Source organism: Terrabacter sp. Ter38, assembly GCF_024519435.1.
Lineage (GTDB): Bacteria > Actinomycetota > Actinomycetes > Actinomycetales > Dermatophilaceae > Terrabacter.
Genome location: NZ_JALJRZ010000002.1, coordinates 40,442 through 61,539 on the forward strand (window position 1 = coordinate 40,442; position 21,098 = coordinate 61,539).

A 21,098-nucleotide genomic window follows, 5' to 3' on the forward strand; every position below is an offset into this window, starting at 1 on the left:
CGTCGCCCGCCCCGCTCGTCCCCTGTCTCCACGGCACCCCTTCCTCGCGTCGCGAGCCGGTCGGCTCCCCCGCATCCTCCCCCGAGGTGCGTGGTCACGGGCTCCCCGCAACGCGTGTTCGTCCGGGCGGCCCATTGGGTACGGTAGGTCTCGGTACGCAGCCTGTGGAGGGGAAGCGGGCCAAGGGACCGGGAGCCAGCACGCTGGCTTCCGGTCCTTCACCGTTCCGGGCGCTCGAATCGCGGGTGACGAGGGCGTATGCCGGCTGGCAGGCTGACGCCGTGACCGACGCCTCCCAGCCGCCCGCCGTGACCTCCCCCGTGACCTCGCCCGTGACCTCGCCCGTGACCTCGCCTGTGACCTCGGCCGTGACTCTGCTGACCGACGGCGTCGTGACGCTGCGCGCCCACTCCGTCGACGACGCCGACGCGATCGTCGAGCAGAGCACGGACCCCGAGAGCCTCAGATGGACGACGGTCCCGCGGCCCTACGGCCGCGAGGACGCGCTCGGCTGGGTCGAGCGGAACCTCGGCGCCTGGGGTGAGCCCCGGGGCACGCGGTCGTGGGCCGTCGAGTGGACCGACGCGACGGGCACACCCCGCTACGCCGGCACCATCGACCTGCGTCCCGGCGCGGCGCCGTCGGCCGGCGAGCTCGGCTTCGGGCTGCACCCGGACGCCCGCGGGCACGGCCTCATGGCGCGCGCGGTCCGGCTCGTCGTCGCGCACGCCTTCGCGACACCGGTCTGGGGCGCCGCAGTGACCCGCGTCCACTGGCGCGCCGTCGTCGGCAACTGGGGCTCGAGGCGGACCGCGTGGTCCACGGGCTTCACCTTCCACGGCACGATCCCGGGCAGCCATCCCGACCCCGAGGGCGGCACCGAGGCGCTCGACACGTGGACCGCCAGCATCACTCCGGGCGTCCCGCTCGAGCCCCAGACACCGTGGTTCGCCGCGGTCCCGGTCGAGGGCGACCGCGTCCGGCTGCGGCCCTGGCGACCCGCGGACGTCGACGCGATCGAGCCACGCGACGACCCCGAGCACTGGATGCCGTCCCGGTCGATCCTGCGACGCGAGACCTTCCCCGCGTGGCTGCGCACCCGACAGGAGAGGATGTCCGAGGGCACGGCGGTCGACTGGTGCGTCGCCGACCTCGGCACCGACCGAGCCCTGGGCGGCGTCACCGTCTTCAGCCGCGGTGGGGCCATCACCGACACCGCCGAGCTCGGCTACCAGTTCTTCCCGAGCGCCCGCGGCCGTGGCGCGGCCAAGGAGGCGGCCCGTCTCGCCGTCGCCCACGCGCTGGCCCCGACGAGCGACGGCGGGCTCGGCGTGCGCCGCCTCGTCGCAGAGACGGCCGCCGACAACGAGGCGAGCAACGGGGTGCTCCGGTCGGTCGGCTTCGTGGAGTTCGGTCGCGAGCACGCGGTCGACCGCGTGGCGGACGGCGGCTGGGGCGACGGCCTGCACTGGGAGCTGCTGCCTCCCGGTTCGACCGACTGAGGCCACGCTGGACAGAGGCGCCCCTGTCGGGGGCCGTTCGGGTATGCCACGGTGGACGAAGCGCCGCCGGTCAGCCACCGGGCGGCGCGCCTGACGGAAGGACACGCGATGAGACTCGCGCACGAGCAGGAGCTCGACGCGCCCCCGAGCGTGGTCTGGACGAACTTCATGGACCTGCGCCGGATCGGCCGCTGCTTCCCGGGGGCCGAGGTCACCCAGGTCGACGGCGACGACTTCGTCGGAGAGATCAGGGCCAAGCTCGGGCCGGTGTCGATGTACTTCGACGGCACCGGGTCGATGGTCGAACGCGACGAGAAGGCCGGTCGTGCGCGCCTCACGGCCACCGGCCAGGAGCGTCACGGCCTCGGCAAGGCGACCATCGACATCGCGCTGACGCTCCACCCGGTCAAGGGCGACGACGACCGCACCCGCGCACACCTCGTGACCGACCTCGTCTTCCTCGGCTTCCCGATGGACTTCGGCACCGGCCTCGTCCAGCGCGCCTCCGACCCGCTCATCGAGCGCTTCCTCACGTGCATGTCGGTGTCGGGGCCGGTCCCGGACGCCGAGGCGGACGACGACAGCCCGCTCGACCTCGTCCGCTCGGCGACCGACCTCTTCGGCTCCTTCCGGCGCGACCGGCGCGAGCGCAAACGGCGATGAGGGTCGCCGTCGTCGGCGCGAGCGGCTACGTCGGGTCCCGGCTCGTCCCGGAGCTGCTCCGTCGCGGCCACGAGGTCGTGGCCACCCACCACCGGAGCCCGGCGACGGCATACCCGTGGTCCGGCGACGTGGAGTGGCGACGGGTCGACGTGCACGACGAGGACCGCGTCCTCGAGGCGCTCGAGGGCGTCGACGCCATCTGCTACCTCGTGCACGGCCTCGACGCGGACGACTTCATGCAGCGCGACCGCCAGGCCGCCGACAACGTCGCGTACGCCGCGGGCGTCGTCGGTGCGAGCCGCCTCGTCTACTTCTCCGGGATCGTGCCCGACCTGCCCGACGACGAGCTCTCGGACCACCTGCTCTCGCGGCTCGAGGTCGAGGAGATCCTCGCGACGGCCGACTGCCCGGTGCTGACCCTGCGCGCCTCGATGGTCGTCGGGGCGGGGTCGACGAGCTTCGAGGTGATGCGCCAGATGTCGACCCGGCTCGGCCTCGTCCAGACGGTGCCGGCATGGATGGGCAGCTCGGTCATCCAGCCGGTGGCGGTCGCGGACGCGGTGTGGTTCCTCGCCGAGGCGCTCGAGCGACCCGACGTGACGGGTCACCTCGACGTCGTGGGCCCCGACCGGCTGAGCTACGTCTCGCTCCTGCGGACGTATGCCGCCCGCGCCCGGCTGCTGCGCGTGCAGGTGCCCGTGTGGCTGGCTCCCGTCGAGACGGTGGCGCGCGTGGCCGGCGCCCTCGTCGACGTCCCGAACGGGACGGTGGAGTCGCTCATCCCGAGCCTCGGGCACGACATGGTCGGCGAGCGCGACGCCGCCGACGTGCTCGGCGAGCCGCCGGCTGGACGGCTGGGCGTCGCCGACGCGGTGACCCGGTCCCTCGCGACGACCCGGGCCGGCGACGGCGCCCCTGACGGGGCGGCGGTCGACGGGGACCCCCAGGCACCGTCGGTCGGTGACCCGACGTGGTCCCGGCACCGGTCGGCCCTCGACTGGGCGTGGTCGACCGCTCGCGGCCGCTGACGGGCGATGCTCGAACGGGATGCCCCGCGCGCGGGAGTCGGCCGCGCGGGCTGATGAATCAGGGTCGATCGGGGTCGATCTCGGGGTCGACCCGGGTTGCGTGAGACGGTCCCCGGGTACGACTGTGGATGCAGTGAGCCGACGAGGGTCGGACCAGTGCGAGATGAGGAGACACCGTGTCGTTCGGTGAACAGCTGAAGCACAAGGCGGACGAGGTCCACCTGCAGGAGAAGGCCAAGGACTTCGGCGACGCAGTCGTCGAGATGGCCAAGGCCGTGATGTCGGTCGCCGCGGGCTACGCCCACGACAACCGGGGCAAGGTCGACGGGGCCCTCGACAAGGCCGAGGCCACGATCGTCGACAAGACCGGCGGCAAGCACGCCGACACCGTGACCAAGGTTCGTGCCTCGGTCGACAAGGGCATCGACAAGCTCGTCGAGCATCACGACCAGGCGGCTCCTCCCACCCCGGGCGCCTCTGCCGTGCCCGACGACAAGCACAGCGCCTTCGACGAGGACACCCCCGCCGGCAACCCCACCTGAGCCAGCACCTCCCAGGGCCGTATGCCGCCGAAACCCCCTCGGCGGCATACGGCTTCGTCGTGCGGCAGTGGGTCCCGGGCGTACGCGCTCAGGGTCGGTCGACGGAGATGTCGCCGGAACCGGTGCGGATCTGCAGGCTCGAGACGCTGCTGGGGTTGGTGGGGACGCCGACCTCCGTGTCACCGGAGCGCGTCTCCGTGTCCACCGCGTACACGGCGTCCTGCGCCAGGCGCACGGAGACGTCGCCCGAGCCGGTCCTGACCACCACCGGCGATGACCGGCCCGCGAGCTCGAGGTCGACGTCGCCGCTGTCGGTCTTCGCCGTGAGCGACAGGACGTCGAGGTTCGATCCGTCGATGTCGCCCGACCCGACGTCGAGGCTGACGCCGCCGAGGGCACCGCTCACGGTGACGTCACCGGAGCCGTTGCGCACGATGACGGTCGTCGCGTCGGGGACGGTGACGACGTAGTCGATCGAGCACGACGACAGGAACGCGCCGCCGCAACCGGCGTCGACGGTCAGGTCGCTGCCGGCCCACGTCTCCTTCGGCGCGGGCCGCGACGCGCCCGGTCCCCAGCTGAGGTGCCGCTCGAGGTGGACGGTCCCCGCGGGACCGCCGCCTCGGACCTCGACGTCGCTCGACCCGCCGGCGAACGTCAGGTCGGTCACTGCACGGCGGTACGTCTGCTGCTCGTCGGCGCTGTGCCACAGGCCGCCGGTGGCGGCGCCCCACGTCGTGACCCCGGCGGCGCTCGCGAGCACGAGCGTCGCCCCGAGCCCGGCGACGAGCCACCAGCGGCGTGCGGACGGCGCGGGTGGAGGCGGCGGGGCCGGTGACTCGGCACGCTGGGACGCCAGGGTGGGCCGCAGCCAGGAGTCGCCGTACGGTTCACCCCCGGAGAGGGAGTCGCCGTGGACGCGGTCGTCGGGGACCGGGGTCGGCCCGCTCGCCCCGTTCGGTTCGTTCATCGGGCGCACCGCTTCGGGCGGGCACGGATCGTGGTCACGCGACCACGGTAGAGGTCGACGGGTGCGCCGGGCCATGACGAGCGGGGCCGTCCGGGATGGGAAAGGGACTGGGAAGGACGGGGGCGAGGGGGCTGCCACCTCCCGGCGATGTCCACCATGCTGGGAGTCCGACACCGCCCGACGTCCACCCACGCCTCGGAGGCCACCATGACGCAGCAGCCCGACCAGCCGATCGCCCCGGCACCGCGCGAGATCCCGGCCGGCTGGTACCCCGATCCCGAGGGCAAACCGCAGTCGCGCTACTGGGACGGCGACTCGTGGACCGACCAGCTCGGTCCGCTGCTGCCGCCCGCACCGGCGCAGCCCGTCCCCGCGGCACCGTCCCTCGCGGCGGCCTTCGCGCCCGTGGCGCTCGACGCTGACGGCATGCCCGTCAGTGACCGGTCGCGGCTCGCGGCGGCGCTGCTCTGCTTCTTCGTCGGCGTGCTCGGCGTGCACCGCTTCTACGTCGGCAAGGTCGGCACCGGCATCCTCCAGCTCGTCACGTTCGGCGGCCTCGGCATCTGGGCGCTCATCGACCTCATCCTCATCCTCGTAGGGACCTTCCGCGACAAGCAGGAGCGGTTGCTCGTCAACTGGTGAGCACTCGGCATCTCGCGAATGCGCCGTGGTGTCAAGTGAATTGAGGCGGCACTGGCACGCGTCCGTTTTGCCCGCGTGGGCCCGGGTTTGGTCTAGGTAGATCGACTCAACCCGGCCGCCAGGCGTATCTTCCGGCGGTCCTGCTCCTTCTGAGGTCTCGACAGTTCGACCTCAAGGAGCAACCACCATGTCGCAGTTCGTCCTCGACCGTCCCGGAGAGCCCGGAGCCCACCGATCCATCCCGTCCGGCCGCCTCGGATCCCTCCGCGGGACCGTCACCGGCGCAGCCACCACGGCCGTGGACCGCCTCCAGGCGTTCCTCGTGGCCTACAGCCTCCAGGCCCTGCGGATCAGCCTCGGGCTGGTCTTCCTCGGCTTCGGCGTCATCAAGTTCGTGCCGGGCCTCAGCCCGGCCGAGGCCATCGCCTCGGCGACGATCGACCGGCTGACGTTCGGCCTCGTCTCCGGCCACACCGCGGTGCTGCTCACCGCCGTCACCGAGACGGTCATCGGGCTGACGCTCGTCACCGGCAAGTTCCTGCGCGTCGGCATCGTCGTCCTCGGCGGAGCCCTCATCGGGATCATGTCACCGCTCGCCCTCTTCACGGCCGAGCTCTTCCCGCACGGCCCGACGCTCATGGGCCAGTACGTCCTCAAGGACATCGTCCTGGCCGCCTCGGCCCTCGTCGTCGCCGCCTACGCCCTCGGGGCCCGGCTGCACGCCGACGCGGACGACTGACCCGAACCGAGATCACGCAGCCGCCGCTGGGTGCACCCTGATGGTGATGGGGTGCACCCAGCGGCCGAGTGAAGGAGCCCGCAGATGACCGCCCTGACCACGAACCCCGCGCCTGCTCTCGGCGCACCTCGACCCCACCTCGCCGACGTCCCCACGGACCACCGGCTGCACGGGCGCGGTGGCCGCCGCGACACGCACCGCTTTCCGGCCGCGACCTACCTGTGCCGCAGCGTCGCCCGTGAGGAGCGCGACGTCGCCCAGCAGGCGCTCGCTGCGACGGACCGTTCCGCGTCCCGCCGTATCGGCGGCCTCGGCGGCGTCGTCGCCCTGCTCTTCACCGCCGCGCTCCTCGTGCTCGCGACCGGTCGTGCCGACACGCGCTCGGGCGTGCTGGCGCTCGTCGCCCTCGGTGGGCTCCTGGTCGTCGCGATCGTGACCCTCGTCGCGGTGCTGCGCAGCCACGAGCGCGAGCACGACGTCCTCGCCGAGCGGGTGCGGATGTACGACGCCCGTCTGCTCGAGCTGCGGCCCCGCCGCTGACCGTCCAGCCTCCCGGCCGTGGGGACGGACGGTCGACATACTGACGGCATGACCGAACACGTGACCATCACGACCGACGCCGGCGAGATGCCCGCGCACGTCTGGCTCCCGCCGACCGGGCTCGGGCCCGGGATCGTCGTGCTCCAGGAGATCTTTGGCGTCAGCGACTACATCCAGCGCCGCGCCGCCCAGCTCGCCGAGCAGGGCTACGTCGTCGTGGCCCCCGAGATCTTCTGGCGCCTCGGTGTCACCACGCCCGTCGAGGGCGACGACGCGCTCCAGCAGGGCATGGGTCTCGTGCAGCGCCTCGACTGGGCGGCGGCGGTCTCGGACGCCGCCGCCACCGTCGAGTGGCTGCGCGACCGTGACGAGGTCACGGCCGGAGTCGGCGCGGTCGGCTTCTGCTTCGGTGGCGGCCTCGGCTTCAACGTGGCCGCCCATCTCGAGTCCGACGGCAGTGCGCCCCTCGACGCACTCGTCAGCTACTACGGCTCGGCCCTGCCGGGCCTGCACGAGGCGATGACGGTGACGGCCCCGAGCCTGCACCACTTCGGCCTCGCCGACTCCTTCGTCGACACCGAGACGGTGCGCCGGATCGAGGCGTCCGTGACCGAGCAGCCCGGCACCGTCTTCGAGACGTATGCGGGCGCCGACCACGCGTTCGACAACGACGACATGCCGTGGCACGACCCGGCATCGTCGGCACTCGCGTGGGCGACGACGACGGAGTTCCTCCGCGAACGGCTGCCCGTCGGCTGAGAGCCAGGAGCACCGTCGGGCATCGACGGTCCGTTCAGCGAGGCCAGGGAGGGCTCGGCGGCACGTGGCTCGGTGCGGCGGTGGAGGCCGTGTGCGGTGTTCGTGCCGGCCCGGGCGCCCACCTTCCGGACCAGCGGCCGCCGACCGGGTGTGCGGGCACGGGAGCGGGTATGGCCCCGTGGGCTGTTTCTGCCGCCGCGCCCCTGACCGTCGAGGAGTTGCCTGTGAAGCTGGACCCGGTCGAGGCGGTGGCTCCCGCCCTCGCCGCGCGCATCGCGGGCGCCGAACGTGGTGACGCCCGGCGGTTCGCCTTCCGTGTCGCCCGCCTCGCGTGCACGGTCGCCCGAGTGCACGACCGGAACGCGCTCGAGGTCGCTCGCGGCGGTCTCGAGCACTATCCGGAGATCGAGGACGTCGTGGCCCTGTGGGACCTCGAACGCGACCTCGACTCCGCCTGTGAGGCCCACCTCGGGACCCACCCCAGCACGTGCAACCTCGACCGGATGCGCCTGTACGACGAGTGCATCGAGGCGCGTGCCGTCGCCGCCGTCATCGCGGCCCTCAGGCCCGACCCGCTCGTCGCCGCTCGTCAGGCCACCCAGGAGGCCCTTGCCGCCGGGTGCGAGACCGCGGCGCTCGAGGCGCTCGCCGACCAGGTGCTCGTCAACTGACCCCTGCCCCACGGGGCAGGGTCAGGCGTGCCGCCGACCGAGCCGTCGGGCCCACCGATAGGCGGGCTCGCGCAGGGCGACGACCCAGGCCGGCGGGGTGGTGCCGGCGAGCTCGTTGACGACCGGGTCGAACCGCGTGGCGGCGTCAGCCTGCTCGCGGAGCAGCTGCAGGAGGCCGACGGCTCGCCAGGGGCCGCCGTCGAGGGAGACGGCCAGCTCGAACTCGCGCGCCACGGCCTCGTCGCCGATCGGTCTCGCGAGCAGGGCGAGCGAGTGCTCCCCCGACCTCGTCGGCAGCAGCGTCGTCAGCGGTCGTCCCGTGGCCCGCCGGACGGGACGCAGGACGTAACGGCTGACCCGTCCGGTCCCGGTCGTGGCGAGGAGCAGGTCGGCGGGCCCGCCGGAGGTCCCGGCCGCGGGCAGACGCACCGCGAGGCCACCGATGTCCCACCAACCGGGCCTCGTGCTCATGGCGCGGGAGACCCGCGCCGTGCACGGGTGCACGCCGCGGTCGACGAGCAGCGGGACCCCCACGTGTGCGGCCGGCTCGTCGATGCGCAGCTCGGCGTCCCAGGTCCTCCCGACGGCATGAAGGGGCTTGCGTCCGGAGGCCCACGCGACGAGCCCGAGTCCTGCGGCGAGCACGACGCCGGCAGCACGCTCGGGAGGGGTGGGCATCCGGGGCGGAGCGGGTCGCGCGAGGGGGGTGGCGGTCACGAGGTCCACCTACCCAGTCGAGCGGGAGGACATCGCTGGTGGGAGGGCGGCGGCGGCGCCGGTGGGCCAGTCCGCCGGCTCGGGGCCGAGGGCGGCCAGCTCGGCCACCTGCTCCCGGCACCACGTCGACACGTCGCGCCGCCCGGACCTGACGTCGGCGGCGAACTCGCGCCACGGCACCCACTCGGCAGCCTCGACCTCGGCCGGGTCGAGGCCGGGCCGGGGTGCGACCCCGCTGACCTGGCCCACGAGGACCGGGCAGAGCTCCCACTCGACGACGCCGTCCATCTCGGCGCGGTAGGAGAAGCGGGGCAGCACGAGGCGCAGGCCGTGCACGTCGAGGCCGAGCTCGTCCCGGGCGCGGCGCCGCACGGCGTCCTCGACGGGCTCACCGGGCGCCGGGTGTCCGCAGGCGGAGTTGGTCCAGACGCCGGGGAAGGTCGCCTTGGCGAGGGCGCGCTGCGTCACGAGCAGGGAGCCGGCGTCGTCGAGGAGGTAGACGGAGAAGGCGAGGTGGAGCGGGGTGTCGGCATGGTGGACCGTCGCCTTGGGCGCCGTGCCGATCGCCTCACCGTCCGGGGAGACGAGGACGACGAGCTCCTCGGCAGCGTCCCGCATCACGACGGTCACCGACCCGGCCTCGCGAGCTCGTTGACCGCCCCGCGGAAGACCGGGGGCAGGGTCGCGGCGGCGGGGACGAGCAGCCGCCGGGTCCAGGCCGGTCGCGTGACCTGGACGAGCGCGTGGGTGAGCAGCGTGTAGCGCCGGGTGGCCGCACGCCACGACCGCTCGTAGGACTGCGGGTCGTCAGCGACGACCGCCGCGACCGCCGCCCGCGCGTGGGCGAGGCCGAGGGAGATGCCCTCTCCCGTCAGGGCGTCGACGTAGCCGCTCGCGTCCCCCGCGAGCAGGACGCGGCCCGCGACGCGGCGCGTCGTGCGCTGGCGCAGCGGTCCCGCGCCGCGCACCGACGTCACCACCGGTGCCCCGTCGAGGCGATCGCGCAGCTCCGGGAACTCGGCGAGACTCTCGGACAAGGGGTTTCGCTGCTTGCTGAGCACCGCCACCCCGACGAGGTCGTCGGCGACGGGCGTCACGTACGCCTCCCCGTGAGCGCCCCAGTGCACCTCGACGTGGTCTCCCCAGGGGCGTATGCCGTAGTGCTGGCGCAGCCCGTAGCGGCGCAGGGGACGCGCGTCGGCGGTCCGAGCGACGCCTCCGCTCCCGCTGGGGAGGCGGCGGACGGTGGTGTGGTCGCGGTCGAGCCCGAGCGAGCGGCGGGTCGGCGAGTGCAGTCCGTCGGCGGCGATGGCCCACGGCGCGGTGAGTGTCGGCCCGTCATCGCCCGAGTCGTCGGTGCGCACGGTCACGCCGGTGTCGTCCTGCGTCACCTCGGTCGCGCCGAACGGGAGCACCTCGACGCCGGCGGCAGCGACGGCCTCGCTCAGGGCGGCGTGCAGGGTGGTTCGCCGGATGCCGCGGCCGGGGCCGGCCGTGAAGTCCGCCTCCGCGACCCGGCCCCGGGCGACGTAGCGGATGCCGCGGAGGTCGTGTCCGTCCGGGTCGACCCCCAGGCCGGCGAGCGCCTGGAGACCGCCGGGCATCAGACCCTCGCCGCAGGCCTTGTCGATGGAGCCGGCCCGCGGCTCGAGGACAACGGGTGACAGGCCGGAGCGGACGGCATACAACGCCGTGGCGAGACCGACGGGCCCGCCGCCGATGACGATGACGTCGACGCTCACGGGGCGGCCCCGCTGGGAGCGTCTGCGGGCGAGGCGATCTCGCGGAGGGCGGCGTTCTCGACGCGGATGCGGACGGCGAGCAGGGCTGCGTTGGCGACGGTGAAGACGAGCGCCGTGACCCAGGCGGTGTGCACGAGCGGCAGGGCGAAGCCCTCGACGACGACGGCGACGTAGTTCGGGTGGGGGATGACGCCGTAGGGCCCTCGGCGGACGAGCGCGAGCCCCGGCACGACGATGACGCGCGTGTTCCACTGGTTGCCGAGGGTCGTGATGCACCACCAGCGCAGGGCCTGGCTGGCCACGACGAGCGCGAGCATGATCCAGGCGAGGGCCGGGACCAGCGGGCGGTCGGCGAGCCACACCTCCGCGACGGCGCCGACGAGCAGCCCGGTGTGGAGCACGACCATGACGGGGTAGTGCGACTGGCCGCGCTCGACGCCACCGCGCGAGAACGCCCACGCCGCATGGCGTTTCGACACGACGAGCTCGGCGAGGCGCTCGAGGCCGACGAGCAGGACGAGGCCGGTGAAGAGCCACTGGGACGTCATCGGCCACTCCTGTCAGTCGGCCGCGCGGAGCAGGACGAGCTCGAGGCAGAAGCCGGGGCCCATCGCCATGAGCACGCCCCACGAGCCGGGCGCGGGGGTGTGGTCCGCGAGGGTGTCGGCGAGCACGTGGAGCACGGAGGCGGAGCTGAGGTTGCCGATGCGGTCGAGCGAGCTCCACGTGACGCCGAGTGCCTCGCGCTCCACCTCGAGGGCCTCCTGCATCGCCTCGAGGACCTTGGGGCCGCCGGGGTGGGCGACCCACCAGCCGATGTCGGCGCGGGTCAGGCCCTGGCCCGCGAGGAAACGGTCGACGTCGTCGCGGACGTTCTCGCGCACGAGGTCGGGGACCTCGGCGCCGAGGACGATGCGCAGTCCTGTCGCGCCGACGTCCCAGCCCATGGCGCGCTCGGTGCCGGGGTAGAGCCGGCTCCGGGTGGCGACGACGCGCGGCTGGTCGGGCGCGAGCGCCGCGGCGCGGTCGGCCCCCACCATGACGACCGCGGCGGCCCCGTCGCCGAAGAGGCCGCTGGCGACGAGGTTCGCGGTCGACCGGTCGTCGCGCTGGACGGTGAGGCTGCACAGCTCGACCGAGAGGAGCACCGCGACGTCGGCGGGGTGGCCGACGAGGTGGTCGTGCACGCGGGCCACACCGGCGGCGCCGGCGACGCACCCGAGCCCGACGAGCGGGACGCGCTTCACGTCGTCGCGCAGGCCGATCTCGGCGGCGACGCGGGCCTCGATCGACGGGACGGCGAGGCCGGTGATCGTCGTCGACATGATGAGATCGACGTCCTGCGGGGTGAGACCGCACGCCGCGAGCGCCTTGGAGACGGCGTGTGAGCCGAGCTCGGTGGCGACCCGGATGAACTCGTCGTTGGCCGCCCCGAAGTCGGCGAGCTGCCAGTAGCGCTCGAGGGGCAGGGCGAGGTGACGCTGGCTCACCCCGGCGTTGGCGTGGAACCGCTCGAGGAGCGCTCGGTCGGAGCCGGTGGAGCCGAGCACGTCGGCGAAGGCAGCCGTGACCTCGGCCTGCGCGTAGCTGTGCTCGGGCAGGACGCCGCGGACGGCCGCTAGGTGGCTCACCCTGCCCACCCTAGGTGGCCCGTGGCCCGACGAGGTCCTGACGCTGGACACCCTTGCGTCCCTGGCGCTGGCACCTGCCATCTCAGCGACGAGCGACGAGGGCCACGACATTGACGAGCGCGATGCCGATGGCGGCCACGAAGGGGAGCCGGCCCCGTGCGAGGACCGCGACGGCGGCGAGCGCCCCACAGACGCCGAGCACCAGGACGCCCGCGGCATCCAGGCCGGGGCCGGAGGCCGCCACGACGGTCCCCGCGAGCAGCACGACGGGGGCCAGCCAGCGCACGGTCCGTGCGCCCAGCCGCTGCGGCAGTCCCTTGACCCCCGTGGCCTCGTCGTCGGCGAGGTCCGGCAGGGCGTTGAGCAGGTGCGCCCCGACGCCGAGGAGCGCGCCCGTCACCATGACCCAGGCCGCCGGCCACACGGGCGCGGGGAGCGCGAGCGTCACGACGGCGGGCAGCGCGCCGAAGGCGATGGCATACGGCAGCGGGGAGAGCACGGACCGCTTGAACCAGAGGTTGTAGGCCCACCCCGACGCGACGCCCAGCAGGAGGTGGACGAGCCCGGAGGCGAGGCCGCACGCGAGCGACAGGACGGTGCAGGCGGCGAGCGCGACCCCGGTGGCGACGCGCACCGTCCGCTCCGACACGACGCCGCGTGCGATCGGCTTGTCGGCGCGGCCGACGGCCCGGTCCCGGGCGGCGTCGAGCAGGTCGTTGCTCCAGCCGATGGAGAGCTGGCCCGTGAGGACCGCTGCGGTCACGAGCAGACCGCGCTCGAGCGTGTGCCCCGCCGACCACGCGAGCAGGGCCGTGAGGACCGTGACGGCGAGCGTGGGCCCGGGGTGGCACGCGAGCGCCAGACCCTGCAGCGTCGCTCTCCCTCGCCCGGCCGGCACCCGCCGAGCCTACGGCGCGAATCCCCGTTTCCCGGCAGGGCGCCACGGCCCGGCGCTAGCCTGAGGAGTCGGCGTGACGACCGTGCGCCGGACCCGCGGAACCGAAGCAGTCGGGGCTGCCGATGCGTGAGTACCCCTACGCGTTCCACGTCGCCCTCGACGGGAACGGCCTGAACGGCCTCGAGGGGCGGGCTGGCGTGTGCCTCTTCCGCTACGACCCCGTGACCGGCGACCACTCCTACAAGGTCAGCTACTTCCACGGGGCCTCCGGGGGCCACGCGCCGAGCGTCGACCCGAGCCGGCGGGTGGGCTTCCTCGGCAACACCGGTCAGCACCTGCTGTTCTACGACCTCGCCACGCTCGAGGAGGTCGACCGGGTCTCGACGCTGCGCTTCGAGGTGCCCGACACGACGATCAAGGGCAGCACCCACCTCGTGTGGCTCGACGACACCCAGTTCGTCACGGCGATCGGCGAGCACCTCTGGCGCTTCGACGTCAACCGGCTCACCAAGGCGGAGGTCGTCGCCCCGCACGGCCTCAAGGTCCCGCACGCGATGAAGCGGACGGCGTCGGGGCGATACATCGTCTACGGCGGCATGGACCACCCCTCCCGCGGCGAGGCGCGCGAGGTCGGCATCCTCGACACGGTCTCGGGCGAGGTCCGCACCCTGACGCTGCCGACGACCTGCTGGCACGTCGTGTGCCACCCGGTGCTCGACGTCTTCTACGCCGTCTCCTTCCGCGTGCACCCGGCTGACCGGAGCGACTACGCGCACTGGGGCATGGCGTGGCTGCGGCAGTACGCGTTCGAGATCGACGCCGAGCAGGGCCAGGTGCTACGCCACTGGGTCGCCGACCGCGACGTGCCGGCGCACATCAACTCCGACGTCACGATCTCGGACACCGAGCTCATCTTCTGCACCGGGGGCAGCCACACGGTCGTCCTCGTCGACCTCGAGACGATGACCCACCACCGCCTCGTGGACGAGCACCCCGGGAGCCTCGAGTCGTGGGCCTACCCGCGCCAGTCGCTCAACACGCTCGCGGAGTCCTTCATGCGGGCCAACGTCGTCAGCAACGCCAACCTCTTCGCCGAGTCGTTCCGCGTCAGCCGCGGCTCGCTCATCGACGGCATCTACGCGTGCCAGCTCTCGGCCGACCAGACGCTGCTCTTCACGGCCAACCGGGGGCAGAACCACATCAGCGTCTACGACTACCCGTCGCTGGAGCTGCGCGACCGCATCGTCATGCCGGAGCTCGGCGAGATCGACGCCGGCCTGTCGGACTGGTCCGACCCCCGACTCGGCTTCCACCACTCCTACCTCGTCAGCCCCGACACGCCGGAGAGCCCGGACAGCCGGGACGGACCCGACAGCACGTCCCACCCGCAGCGCACAGCCCAGGCAGGAGAGCTCTGATGGCCACCTACTCGATCGACACCGCTCTGAGCGGGAGCGTCAACAGCGACGTCATGGCCGACGTCACGAGCCAGCTCGCCGGGCTCGACGACATGAAGCTGACCCTTGCCGGCGACAACACCGTGCACACCGACTCCAGCGTCGCGCTCGCCCCGGTGACGACGACCTCGACCGTCGACTCGACCGCCAAGCTGGACTCGACGTCCACGCTGGACACCGCCTCGAAGATCGACTCGGCGGCCGTGGTCGACCTGCGGCCCGTCGCCGTGGACTCGTGCGTGCGTCTCGAGCTGGCGCCACCGCCCGCGACGGAGGTGTCGACGCCCTACGAGCAGCAGTGGAGCTGGTCGGTGCTGGGCCTCGAGGTCTTCGGCGTCACCGTGCGCGGCCGCACCTCGACGCACGTGCGCCCGGTCCCCGGCGGCCCCGTCGTCATCGACCTCTGAGGTGTGGCCATGCCGACCCCACGTCGCAAGCCGACCGCCGCGAAGTCCCCCTCGACCGAGAGCCGGCCACCCCGCCGACGACGTCCTGCAACCAAGCCCGACGACGCCGTGGTGCTCGCGGGACCGCCGGGCCGGCTCACGACCACCGTGACGGTCGAGAACCTCACCGCCGACCGGCTCGTCGTCCGGCGCCCCACGCTGCACCTCGACGGCGAAGCCGTGACCGGCGCGGCGAGCGCCGTCATCCGGGCGGGCCGGACCGTCGAGGTCCCGGTCGTCGTGCCCCTGCCTGCCACCACCCCACCCGGTCGTCACGAGGCCGAGATGGAGCTCGGCGGCGTGCGCCACCGCGTCGTCGTCGAGGTGGCCCCCCACTTCTCGCTCGAGCTGAGCCCGCGCCGCGTCCTCGCGGTCGAGGGGAGCCAGGACGTGGCCCTCGTCGTCACCAACACCGGCAACGTGCGTATGCCGCTGGCCGCGGTCACGATGGCCCGCACCGACGACGGTGGGCCGGACCCGGGCCCCGACGTCGTCCTCACGCTCGACGCCCCTGTGGTCGTCGAGCCCGGCGAGACCGTCACGCTGGCCGCTCGTCTCGAGGTCCCCGCCGGGCTCGAGGCCGCACGGCGGCACACCGCCTCCGTCCCCGTCGGCACCGCCGACCTGGACGTCGTCATCCTTCCGCGAGACCGATCGGAGTCGGAAACATGAGCACCTCAACGCCTGACCTTTTCACCACGTTGCGCAACGGCTGGGTCGATGCCGTCCAGCAGTGGTCCGACGCGTCCCAGTCGCTCTGGGACGAGGTCGCCGCGCCGTTCACGGGTGGCGGCAGTGCTCCGTCCGGCTCCGCGTGGACCGCGTGGCCGGCGTGGGGCCAGCAGCGCTCCCGGCCTGCCCACGGGCACGACCACGGGCACCACCACGGGCACCACCACGGGCGCCACGACGGTCCGCACCACGACGAACGACACGACCACGAGCACTGGCACGACGATCACGACCACAGGCGCCATGGGAAGGACCACGACGGCTACGGGTGCGGCTGTGGTGGCGGCTGCGGTGGCGGCTGCGGCTGCGAGGAGCGGGGCGAGGCCCACGGCAGCTCGACGTGCGGCTGTGGGGGTGCCTGCTCCTGCTGCGTCCCCGACGCCGACGTCGTGGTCCACACCCGCGTCGGCGAGCGGCGCATCGTCCCGCTGGCCCTGCACAACTCGTGGCGTCGCGAGCGCCCGGTCACCCTCGCTGTCGGTCCTTGGCACCTCGGCAGCGGCACCGACCTCGCGGTCGTCGCGGTGCTCGAGGAGGAGCAGGTGACCCTCGCGCCGTGCGAGGACCGCATCGTGCGTCTTGTCATCGGCGTCACGACCACGGGCGACGGTGGGGGCAAGCCCGGCGACGGCAACGGCAATGGCAATGGCACGGGCGGCACCGGAGGGGGCTCCGACGCGAACGGCCCGAGCGATGGGAAGGGCGGCTCCGACATCCACCTCGACACGCATGTGGGGATGGGTCAGGGCCGGATGCCCGGCGACCTCGACGCGTGCGCGTCCGCCTATGCCGACGTGCGCTTCGAGGGCTGCTCACGGCCCCTCCGGGTCGCCGTGGTCGTGAGCCCGGCGCCGTGCCATCCGGTCGAGGCCGGCTGCGACTGCGGCTGCTGCTGAGGAGGCGCGCGATGTCGTCGAACTCGAGGAGCCAGGACGAGATGCTGGCGAGGATCACCGAGCTGGCGCGCGATGCCTGGTCGGCGCAGGCCAGCCTCGCCCGCCAGTCGATCGAGCTGGGCCGTGCCACGCTCGCGTCCGAGGTGGACCCGACCGCCGCGGGGCGGGCGTGGATGGAGGCGGTGAGCCGTGAGGGCGCCCGCTACTGGAAGGACGTGGGTGAGCTCGGCCTCGACGTGGCCGGCAGCCTCGTCGCCATCGGCAGCCGGAGCATGGCCCGGGTCATCTCCGACACCCGGTCCGCGACGCGGGCGGCCACCCGGGCCGAGCCGGGGCGACGACCCGCGGCCGGCCCGGCACCGCACCGGGCCCACCGGGCCCACCGTGACGGTCGCGATGATGGCGACGATCCCGCCGACGTCGTCGTCACCGGTCCGGCTTCGGAGGGCGACGGGGCCGGGGCGCAGGGGGCCGGGGACGGCAGCCGGCGAGCCCGGGTGACGCTGCGCGGGCGACCGGGAGAGACGGCGACCGGCACCATCACGCTGTCCAACGCGCACCCTCGGGCCCGCAAGGTCCTGCTGTCGGCCGGCGCGCTGCAGCCCGACACGGGTCGGCACGTCGAGCTCGGGCTGCGGCTCGATCCCGAGGGCGTCACGATCCCGGCGGGCTCCGAGCACGACGTCCTGCTCGAGGTCGACCTCGCCCCTGACGTGGTGCGTCCGGGTGAGCGCTACACGGGCGTCATCCAGGTGACGGGCGGCGTCGAGGCGGAGCTGGACGTGGTGGTCGTCGTCGAGGAGTGACGGTTCGGCCCGACGTCGACCCATGGCCGTCCGACCGTGGCCCTGCGTCGGGCGCGACCTCCGTGAGCGGCCGGGGCTCGAGCGGACGGGCCGCCCGCACCGCCGGAGCGAGGCGCAGCGACTCCCGCACGACCCGGGGCAGGTCGGGTCCGACGGCCAGCCACGCGAGAGAGCCGGCCACGGCCTCACGGGCTGGGCGGGCGGCATACCCGATCTCGCGGGCCCGGTCCGAGGCGTACCAGTAGTAGCGCCCGACCGTCGTCGCCTCCTCGCGGGTCGACAGCGGAGGCGTCGACGTGAGCAGACCCCAGGCCTCGCTGGCACCGGCCGCCAGCCAGGCCGCTGCGGCGGGAAGCTCGAACACCGGCCGACCGACGCCGGCCAGGTCCGCGACGAGGCCGTGCAGCGTGTGCCACGAGACGTCCTCCCCACCGATGAGGTAACGCTCGCCCGGCAGACCGCGTTCGAGCAGTGTCACGTGACCCGCGCCGACGTCGCGGGCATCGACGACGTTGCAGCCGCCGGGGAACGTGCTGCGGGTGGCGTCGAGGAGGTAGCGCAGCACGATGGCATTGCTCGGGCCCAGCCGGTCGTACGGTCCGCCGAGGACGACGGTCGGCAGGGCGAGCACCACCTCGAGCCCGGTGCGCTCGGCGACCTCGAGGGCTACCTGCTCCTGCAGGACCTTGCTCGCGTAGTAGGCGGGGGCCGGTTCGGTGCCGAGGTGGTGGCTCTCGTCGCGGGGCAGTGGTTGCAGGCTCGATCCGCGGGTCACCGCGGAGCTCGTCACGACGACCCGAGTGGCACCGGCAGCAGCCGCCGCCTCGAGGACGGCCCGGGTCCCGGTGACGTTGACGTCGGTGAGGTGGGCCGTGGCGGCGGAGTCGTAGGAGTAGATGGCGGCGCAGTGCACCACGGCGTCCACGCCCTCGAAGGCACGGGTGAGGGAGGTCGCGTCGGTCAGGGTCGCGCGCGCCTGGCCCACCGTGCCGAGGGCGAGCAACCGCTGGGGCGGCCGGCGCCCGGGGCGGGTCACGGCCACCACGTCGTGGCCACGGGTCACCGCGGCCGCGACGACGTGGTGGCCGACCAGACCGGTGGCACCGGTGACCGCCACCCTCACGGCGCCGCCCCGGCCCGGGTGCCACGCACGTGCCGGAAGCCGTGCTGGTCGAGAGCGGGGTCGGGCGCGCCGGCCGGTTGGGCGCCGCCCCTTCCTCCACCGTCGCCGCTGCCGATGCGAGAGGTGAGGGCGTCGACGAGCATCCGCACCGACTCGGTGAGCAGGGGCTCGGACGGGTCGGGCGGCGGACGGCCGATGCGATGCTCGCGGCCCTCGAAGCAGGCCTCGAGGTTGTCGAAGGTCGAGGTGAAGAAGCGGCGGTAGGCCTCCTCGAGGAGGGGCCGGTGCAGCTCGGGCACCGAGGGTAGGTCGACCGCCTCGAGCGCCGTGGGCAGCGTGAAGAGCTGCCGGCCCCGGATGGTCACCATGGTGCCGGACCCACCGGCACGGTCGAAGGTGAGGGTGCCGTCGTCGTGCACGGCCGAACCGTTGGGGCTCGAGACGGTCCGCCACAGCAGCCGGTGGCGGTCCGGGCCGCGTTCGACGAGCTCGATCTTGCAGACGTCGATGGGCTCGCCGCCCCACGCGGCCAGGTAGTTCGGCTGCGGCAGGTAGAGGTTGCGCTCGGCCTGACGCTGTCGTGCGTCGCCTCCCCCCTCGGCTGGCACGGCATCCCCGACGAGCACGCGCCGGCCGCCGATGTAGTCGGCCATGAGGCTGATGCCCTCGGCGACGTCGACACGCTCGACCCACGCGTCGAAGTCGCCCGGGACGAGCCGGCGGACCTCGAAGAGGGTCGCCCCGTTCACGAGGCACCACCGCAGGGCGTCGGGGTCGTCCGACATCGGCAGCCGGTCGATGACCGCGTCGACGCGGGCGAGCTCCTCGGGGAGCCCGTCGTAGTCCGCAGCGGAGTGCACGCCGGGGTCGAAACCGAGGGAGACGACCCGCCGCTCGACCCGTGACTTGTCCATCGTCGCGGCCCAGGTCTCGCCGCCCGCGGCCAGTGTCGCGGCCAGACCGAGCAGGGCCACGAGGCCGGCCTGTCCGACGGGGTCGGTGGCGGCCCGGACCGCCTCGGTCACGACCGGCCGCAGGGCCGCGAGCACGGGGTCGGCCCGGACCGACCCGGCATCCGGGCCGCCTGTCGCCGCGCTGAGGACCCGAGCCAGGCGAACGTCCCGAGCCACCCGACGGACTGCCCTGACGGCCAGCGGGTGGGCGCGGGCGACCCCGCGGAAGGGCCGATGGTCGCCCTCCAGCGTCCCGGACGGCGCCCCGATCGCTGCCACGGCTCCCTTGACCAGCGACGAGCTCGACGGGTCGACCCCGAGCAGGCCCGCGAGCGTGATGTCCGCCAGCACCGGATCGCGCGCGACGACGACGGTGTCCGTTTCCGTCACGTCCGGGAGGCGGCCACCGTCGGCGCCGCCGCTCGTCGAGAGGGCGTCGAGCAGCGCGAGGTGCGGGCCGAGGTGCCGGACCACCTCGACGGCCACGTCAGCGGGCTCGCACCCGGCGACCTCCGGGGCGGCACGGAGCAGCGCGTCGAGGCACCCGGCATACGTGTCGACGAGGTCGGTGACGGCACGGCCGACGACGACGCGGGTGCCGGCGGTCAGCCACGCCCTCGAGACCGGCTGCGCCTCGAGGGCGCTGGTCCCGGGGGCCGGTGAGGGAACGAGGTCCTCGGCGAGGTCGATGACGGCATACGACCGTCCCCGATCCGTGGTGCCGGTGAGGCCCGCAGCGTGCGCGAGCGCCCCCACCTCGCGGTGCCCGCGGTCGCGGTCCCGGCTCGTCAGCAGGCCCGCGACGGCCACCTCGCACCCCGCCTCCACGAGCACGTCGACGACGACGTGCACGACGGTCGCCGACACCGGGGTCGGCGGTGAGAGCCGAACGAGGACGACCGCCGTGCCCGGTAGGGGCGACGGCGGCAGCACCCGGCGCACCGCTGCTGCGAGGAGCGCGGGGTCACGTCCTCGGACGACGATGGCGTCCGGAGGGTCAGACGTTTCGGCGAGGCCGGCGGGCCACATGCCTCCTATGAAACCAGCGCCGCGTCCAGCCCAGTCAGAATCGGCCGGAAAGGGCCGAGGGTTCCTTGCCGGTTGCGCGTCAGGGGGTCGGGACGATCCGGACGACGACGCGGGTGCTGTTGCCGCGACGCACGACCCACTCGATGGCCATGAAGATGCGGAACTCGACACCGTACTTGCGGCTGAGCCGGCGGTTCACGGCCTCGGAGGCGGCCGAGTCGCGGATGATCTCGGCGCGGCCCTCGACGACGGGCGCGTCGGGCTTGACGTTGCCGCGACGGTCGCACGGCTGGAGCGTGACGCGCGGGTCGTTGCGCAGGCGCTTGAGCTTGCCGGCACCCTCAGGAGTGCTGACGATCGCGGCGCCGGCGTCGGGCAGCACCCACACGGGGGTCGGGACCGGCTCGCCGTTGCGGCGGTAGGTCGTCAGCAGCACGAAGCGTTCGCCGCCGAGATTGTGGAGCGTGGGCGCCTGGGTCATGGGCACGACGTACCCGCTCCGGCCGCGCCGCGAGCGGGGGCCCCGGTCGCCACGCTGTGCATTGGGTCACCCCGTGACTCACGGCCCCTTCGTCCTGCTGCCGCGGAGCCGAGTCATCCCCTGACCGATGC

At 73.8% G+C, this 21,098-nt stretch carries 24 protein-coding genes; 14 read left to right on the plus strand and 10 right to left on the minus strand.

The features are described 5' to 3' along the window. Positions 1–281: 281 nt before the first annotated feature. The 4 genes from NR112_RS05055 (at position 282) to NR112_RS05070 (ending at position 3,735) form a co-directional block, all read left to right on the plus strand. Complete coding sequence (locus NR112_RS05055; protein ID WP_256792900.1) at positions 282–1,502, plus strand: GNAT family N-acetyltransferase; 1,221 nt, start codon at positions 282–284, stop codon at positions 1,500–1,502. Positions 1,503–1,610: 108 nt separating this feature from the next. Continuing rightward, on the plus strand, positions 1,611–2,165 hold the full coding sequence (locus NR112_RS05060) for an SRPBCC family protein (RefSeq protein WP_256792901.1): 555 nt from the start codon (positions 1,611–1,613) through the stop codon (positions 2,163–2,165). Further along, complete coding sequence (locus tag NR112_RS05065) at positions 2,162–3,193, plus strand: NAD-dependent epimerase/dehydratase family protein (RefSeq protein WP_256792902.1); 1,032 nt, start codon at positions 2,162–2,164, stop codon at positions 3,191–3,193. The genes NR112_RS05060 and NR112_RS05065 overlap by 4 nt, the downstream gene beginning before the upstream one ends. Before the next feature lie 176 nt (positions 3,194–3,369). After that, positions 3,370–3,735, plus strand: a complete 366-nt coding sequence (locus tag NR112_RS05070) for an antitoxin (RefSeq protein ID WP_256792903.1) — start codon at positions 3,370–3,372, stop codon at positions 3,733–3,735. Between the two features lie 88 nt (positions 3,736–3,823). Here the strand turns inward: NR112_RS05070 and NR112_RS05075 are convergent, their stop codons facing one another. Beyond that, entirely contained in the window at positions 3,824–4,705 is an 882-nt protein-coding gene (locus tag NR112_RS05075) for a DUF4097 family beta strand repeat-containing protein (protein ID WP_256792904.1), read from the minus strand. A gap of 207 nt (positions 4,706–4,912) precedes the next feature. Between NR112_RS05075 and NR112_RS05080 the strand changes: the two genes are divergently transcribed. From NR112_RS05080 to NR112_RS05100, 5 genes are all read left to right on the plus strand, one after another. Continuing rightward, positions 4,913–5,347: an NINE protein gene (locus tag NR112_RS05080; RefSeq protein ID WP_256792905.1), complete on the plus strand. Its 435-nt coding sequence runs from the start codon at positions 4,913–4,915 to the stop codon at positions 5,345–5,347. Between the two features lie 187 nt (positions 5,348–5,534). Beyond that, positions 5,535–6,086, plus strand: coding sequence for a DoxX family membrane protein (locus NR112_RS05085; RefSeq protein ID WP_256792906.1), 552 nt, complete (start codon positions 5,535–5,537; stop codon positions 6,084–6,086). Between the two features lie 84 nt (positions 6,087–6,170). Continuing rightward, a complete protein-coding gene (locus tag NR112_RS05090) occupies positions 6,171–6,626 on the plus strand; it encodes a hypothetical protein (RefSeq protein ID WP_256792907.1) in 456 nt (151 codons plus the stop codon). Positions 6,627–6,674: 48 nt separating this feature from the next. Continuing rightward, on the plus strand, positions 6,675–7,385 hold the full coding sequence (locus tag NR112_RS05095) for a dienelactone hydrolase family protein (RefSeq protein ID WP_256792908.1): 711 nt from the start codon (positions 6,675–6,677) through the stop codon (positions 7,383–7,385). A 224-nt stretch (positions 7,386–7,609) separates the two neighbouring features. Further along, positions 7,610–8,056 carry a hypothetical protein gene (locus tag NR112_RS05100; RefSeq protein ID WP_256792909.1) on the plus strand — a complete coding sequence of 149 codons (447 nt, stop codon included), beginning with the start codon at positions 7,610–7,612 and terminating at the stop codon, positions 8,054–8,056. Positions 8,057–8,077: 21 nt separating this feature from the next. Here NR112_RS05100 and NR112_RS05105 read toward each other — a convergent pair whose 3' ends face one another. From NR112_RS05105 to NR112_RS05130, 6 genes are all read right to left on the minus strand, one after another. Further along, complete coding sequence (locus NR112_RS05105) at positions 8,078–8,773, minus strand: phosphodiesterase (RefSeq protein WP_256792910.1); 696 nt, start codon at positions 8,771–8,773, stop codon at positions 8,078–8,080. Positions 8,774–8,782: 9 nt separating this feature from the next. Continuing rightward, complete coding sequence (gene idi, locus NR112_RS05110; RefSeq protein WP_374511536.1) at positions 8,783–9,403, minus strand: isopentenyl-diphosphate Delta-isomerase; 621 nt, start codon at positions 9,401–9,403, stop codon at positions 8,783–8,785. Next, positions 9,400–10,515: an NAD(P)/FAD-dependent oxidoreductase gene (locus NR112_RS05115; protein ID WP_256792911.1), complete on the minus strand. Its 1,116-nt coding sequence runs from the start codon at positions 10,513–10,515 to the stop codon at positions 9,400–9,402. Before NR112_RS05115 ends, idi begins: the two co-directional genes overlap by 4 nt. Further along, positions 10,512–11,063, minus strand: a complete 552-nt coding sequence (locus NR112_RS05120; RefSeq protein ID WP_256792912.1) for an isoprenylcysteine carboxyl methyltransferase family protein — start codon at positions 11,061–11,063, stop codon at positions 10,512–10,514. The genes NR112_RS05115 and NR112_RS05120 overlap by 4 nt, the downstream gene beginning before the upstream one ends. Before the next feature lie 12 nt (positions 11,064–11,075). Then, positions 11,076–12,146, minus strand: a complete 1,071-nt coding sequence (locus tag NR112_RS05125; RefSeq protein ID WP_256792913.1) for a 3-oxoacyl-[acyl-carrier-protein] synthase III C-terminal domain-containing protein — start codon at positions 12,144–12,146, stop codon at positions 11,076–11,078. Positions 12,147–12,228: 82 nt separating this feature from the next. Continuing rightward, a complete protein-coding gene (locus NR112_RS05130) occupies positions 12,229–13,044 on the minus strand; it encodes a UbiA family prenyltransferase (RefSeq protein ID WP_256792914.1) in 816 nt (271 codons plus the stop codon). 122 nt (positions 13,045–13,166) lie between these two features. Between NR112_RS05130 and NR112_RS05135 the strand changes: the two genes are divergently transcribed. From NR112_RS05135 to NR112_RS05155, 5 genes are read left to right on the plus strand one after another with little or no spacing between them, the layout of a single operon-like run. Then, complete coding sequence (locus NR112_RS05135) at positions 13,167–14,462, plus strand: hypothetical protein (protein WP_256792915.1); 1,296 nt, start codon at positions 13,167–13,169, stop codon at positions 14,460–14,462. Next, positions 14,462–14,908, plus strand: coding sequence for a hypothetical protein (locus NR112_RS05140; RefSeq protein WP_256792916.1), 447 nt, complete (start codon positions 14,462–14,464; stop codon positions 14,906–14,908). Before NR112_RS05135 ends, NR112_RS05140 begins: the two co-directional genes overlap by 1 nt. Before the next feature lie 9 nt (positions 14,909–14,917). Continuing rightward, on the plus strand, positions 14,918–15,619 hold the full coding sequence (locus tag NR112_RS05145; protein WP_256792917.1) for a hypothetical protein: 702 nt from the start codon (positions 14,918–14,920) through the stop codon (positions 15,617–15,619). After that, positions 15,616–16,575: a hypothetical protein gene (locus NR112_RS05150; protein ID WP_256792918.1), complete on the plus strand. Its 960-nt coding sequence runs from the start codon at positions 15,616–15,618 to the stop codon at positions 16,573–16,575. The genes NR112_RS05145 and NR112_RS05150 overlap by 4 nt, the downstream gene beginning before the upstream one ends. 11 nt (positions 16,576–16,586) lie before the next feature. Beyond that, positions 16,587–17,381 (plus strand): hypothetical protein, encoded by a 795-nt coding sequence (locus NR112_RS05155; protein ID WP_256792919.1) that lies wholly within the window; start codon positions 16,587–16,589, stop codon positions 17,379–17,381. Here the strand turns inward: NR112_RS05155 and NR112_RS05160 are convergent. From NR112_RS05160 to NR112_RS05170, 3 genes are all read right to left on the minus strand, one after another. After that, complete coding sequence (locus NR112_RS05160; protein ID WP_256792920.1) at positions 17,320–18,504, minus strand: NAD-dependent epimerase/dehydratase family protein; 1,185 nt, start codon at positions 18,502–18,504, stop codon at positions 17,320–17,322. The genes NR112_RS05155 and NR112_RS05160 overlap by 62 nt on opposite strands. After that, positions 18,501–20,486, minus strand: coding sequence for a hypothetical protein (locus NR112_RS05165; RefSeq protein ID WP_256792922.1), 1,986 nt, complete (start codon positions 20,484–20,486; stop codon positions 18,501–18,503). Before NR112_RS05165 ends, NR112_RS05160 begins: the two co-directional genes overlap by 4 nt. A 79-nt stretch (positions 20,487–20,565) precedes the next feature. Further along, positions 20,566–20,967: a PPOX class F420-dependent oxidoreductase gene (locus tag NR112_RS05170; RefSeq protein ID WP_256792923.1), complete on the minus strand. Its 402-nt coding sequence runs from the start codon at positions 20,965–20,967 to the stop codon at positions 20,566–20,568. Positions 20,968–21,098: the final 131 nt, after the last annotated feature.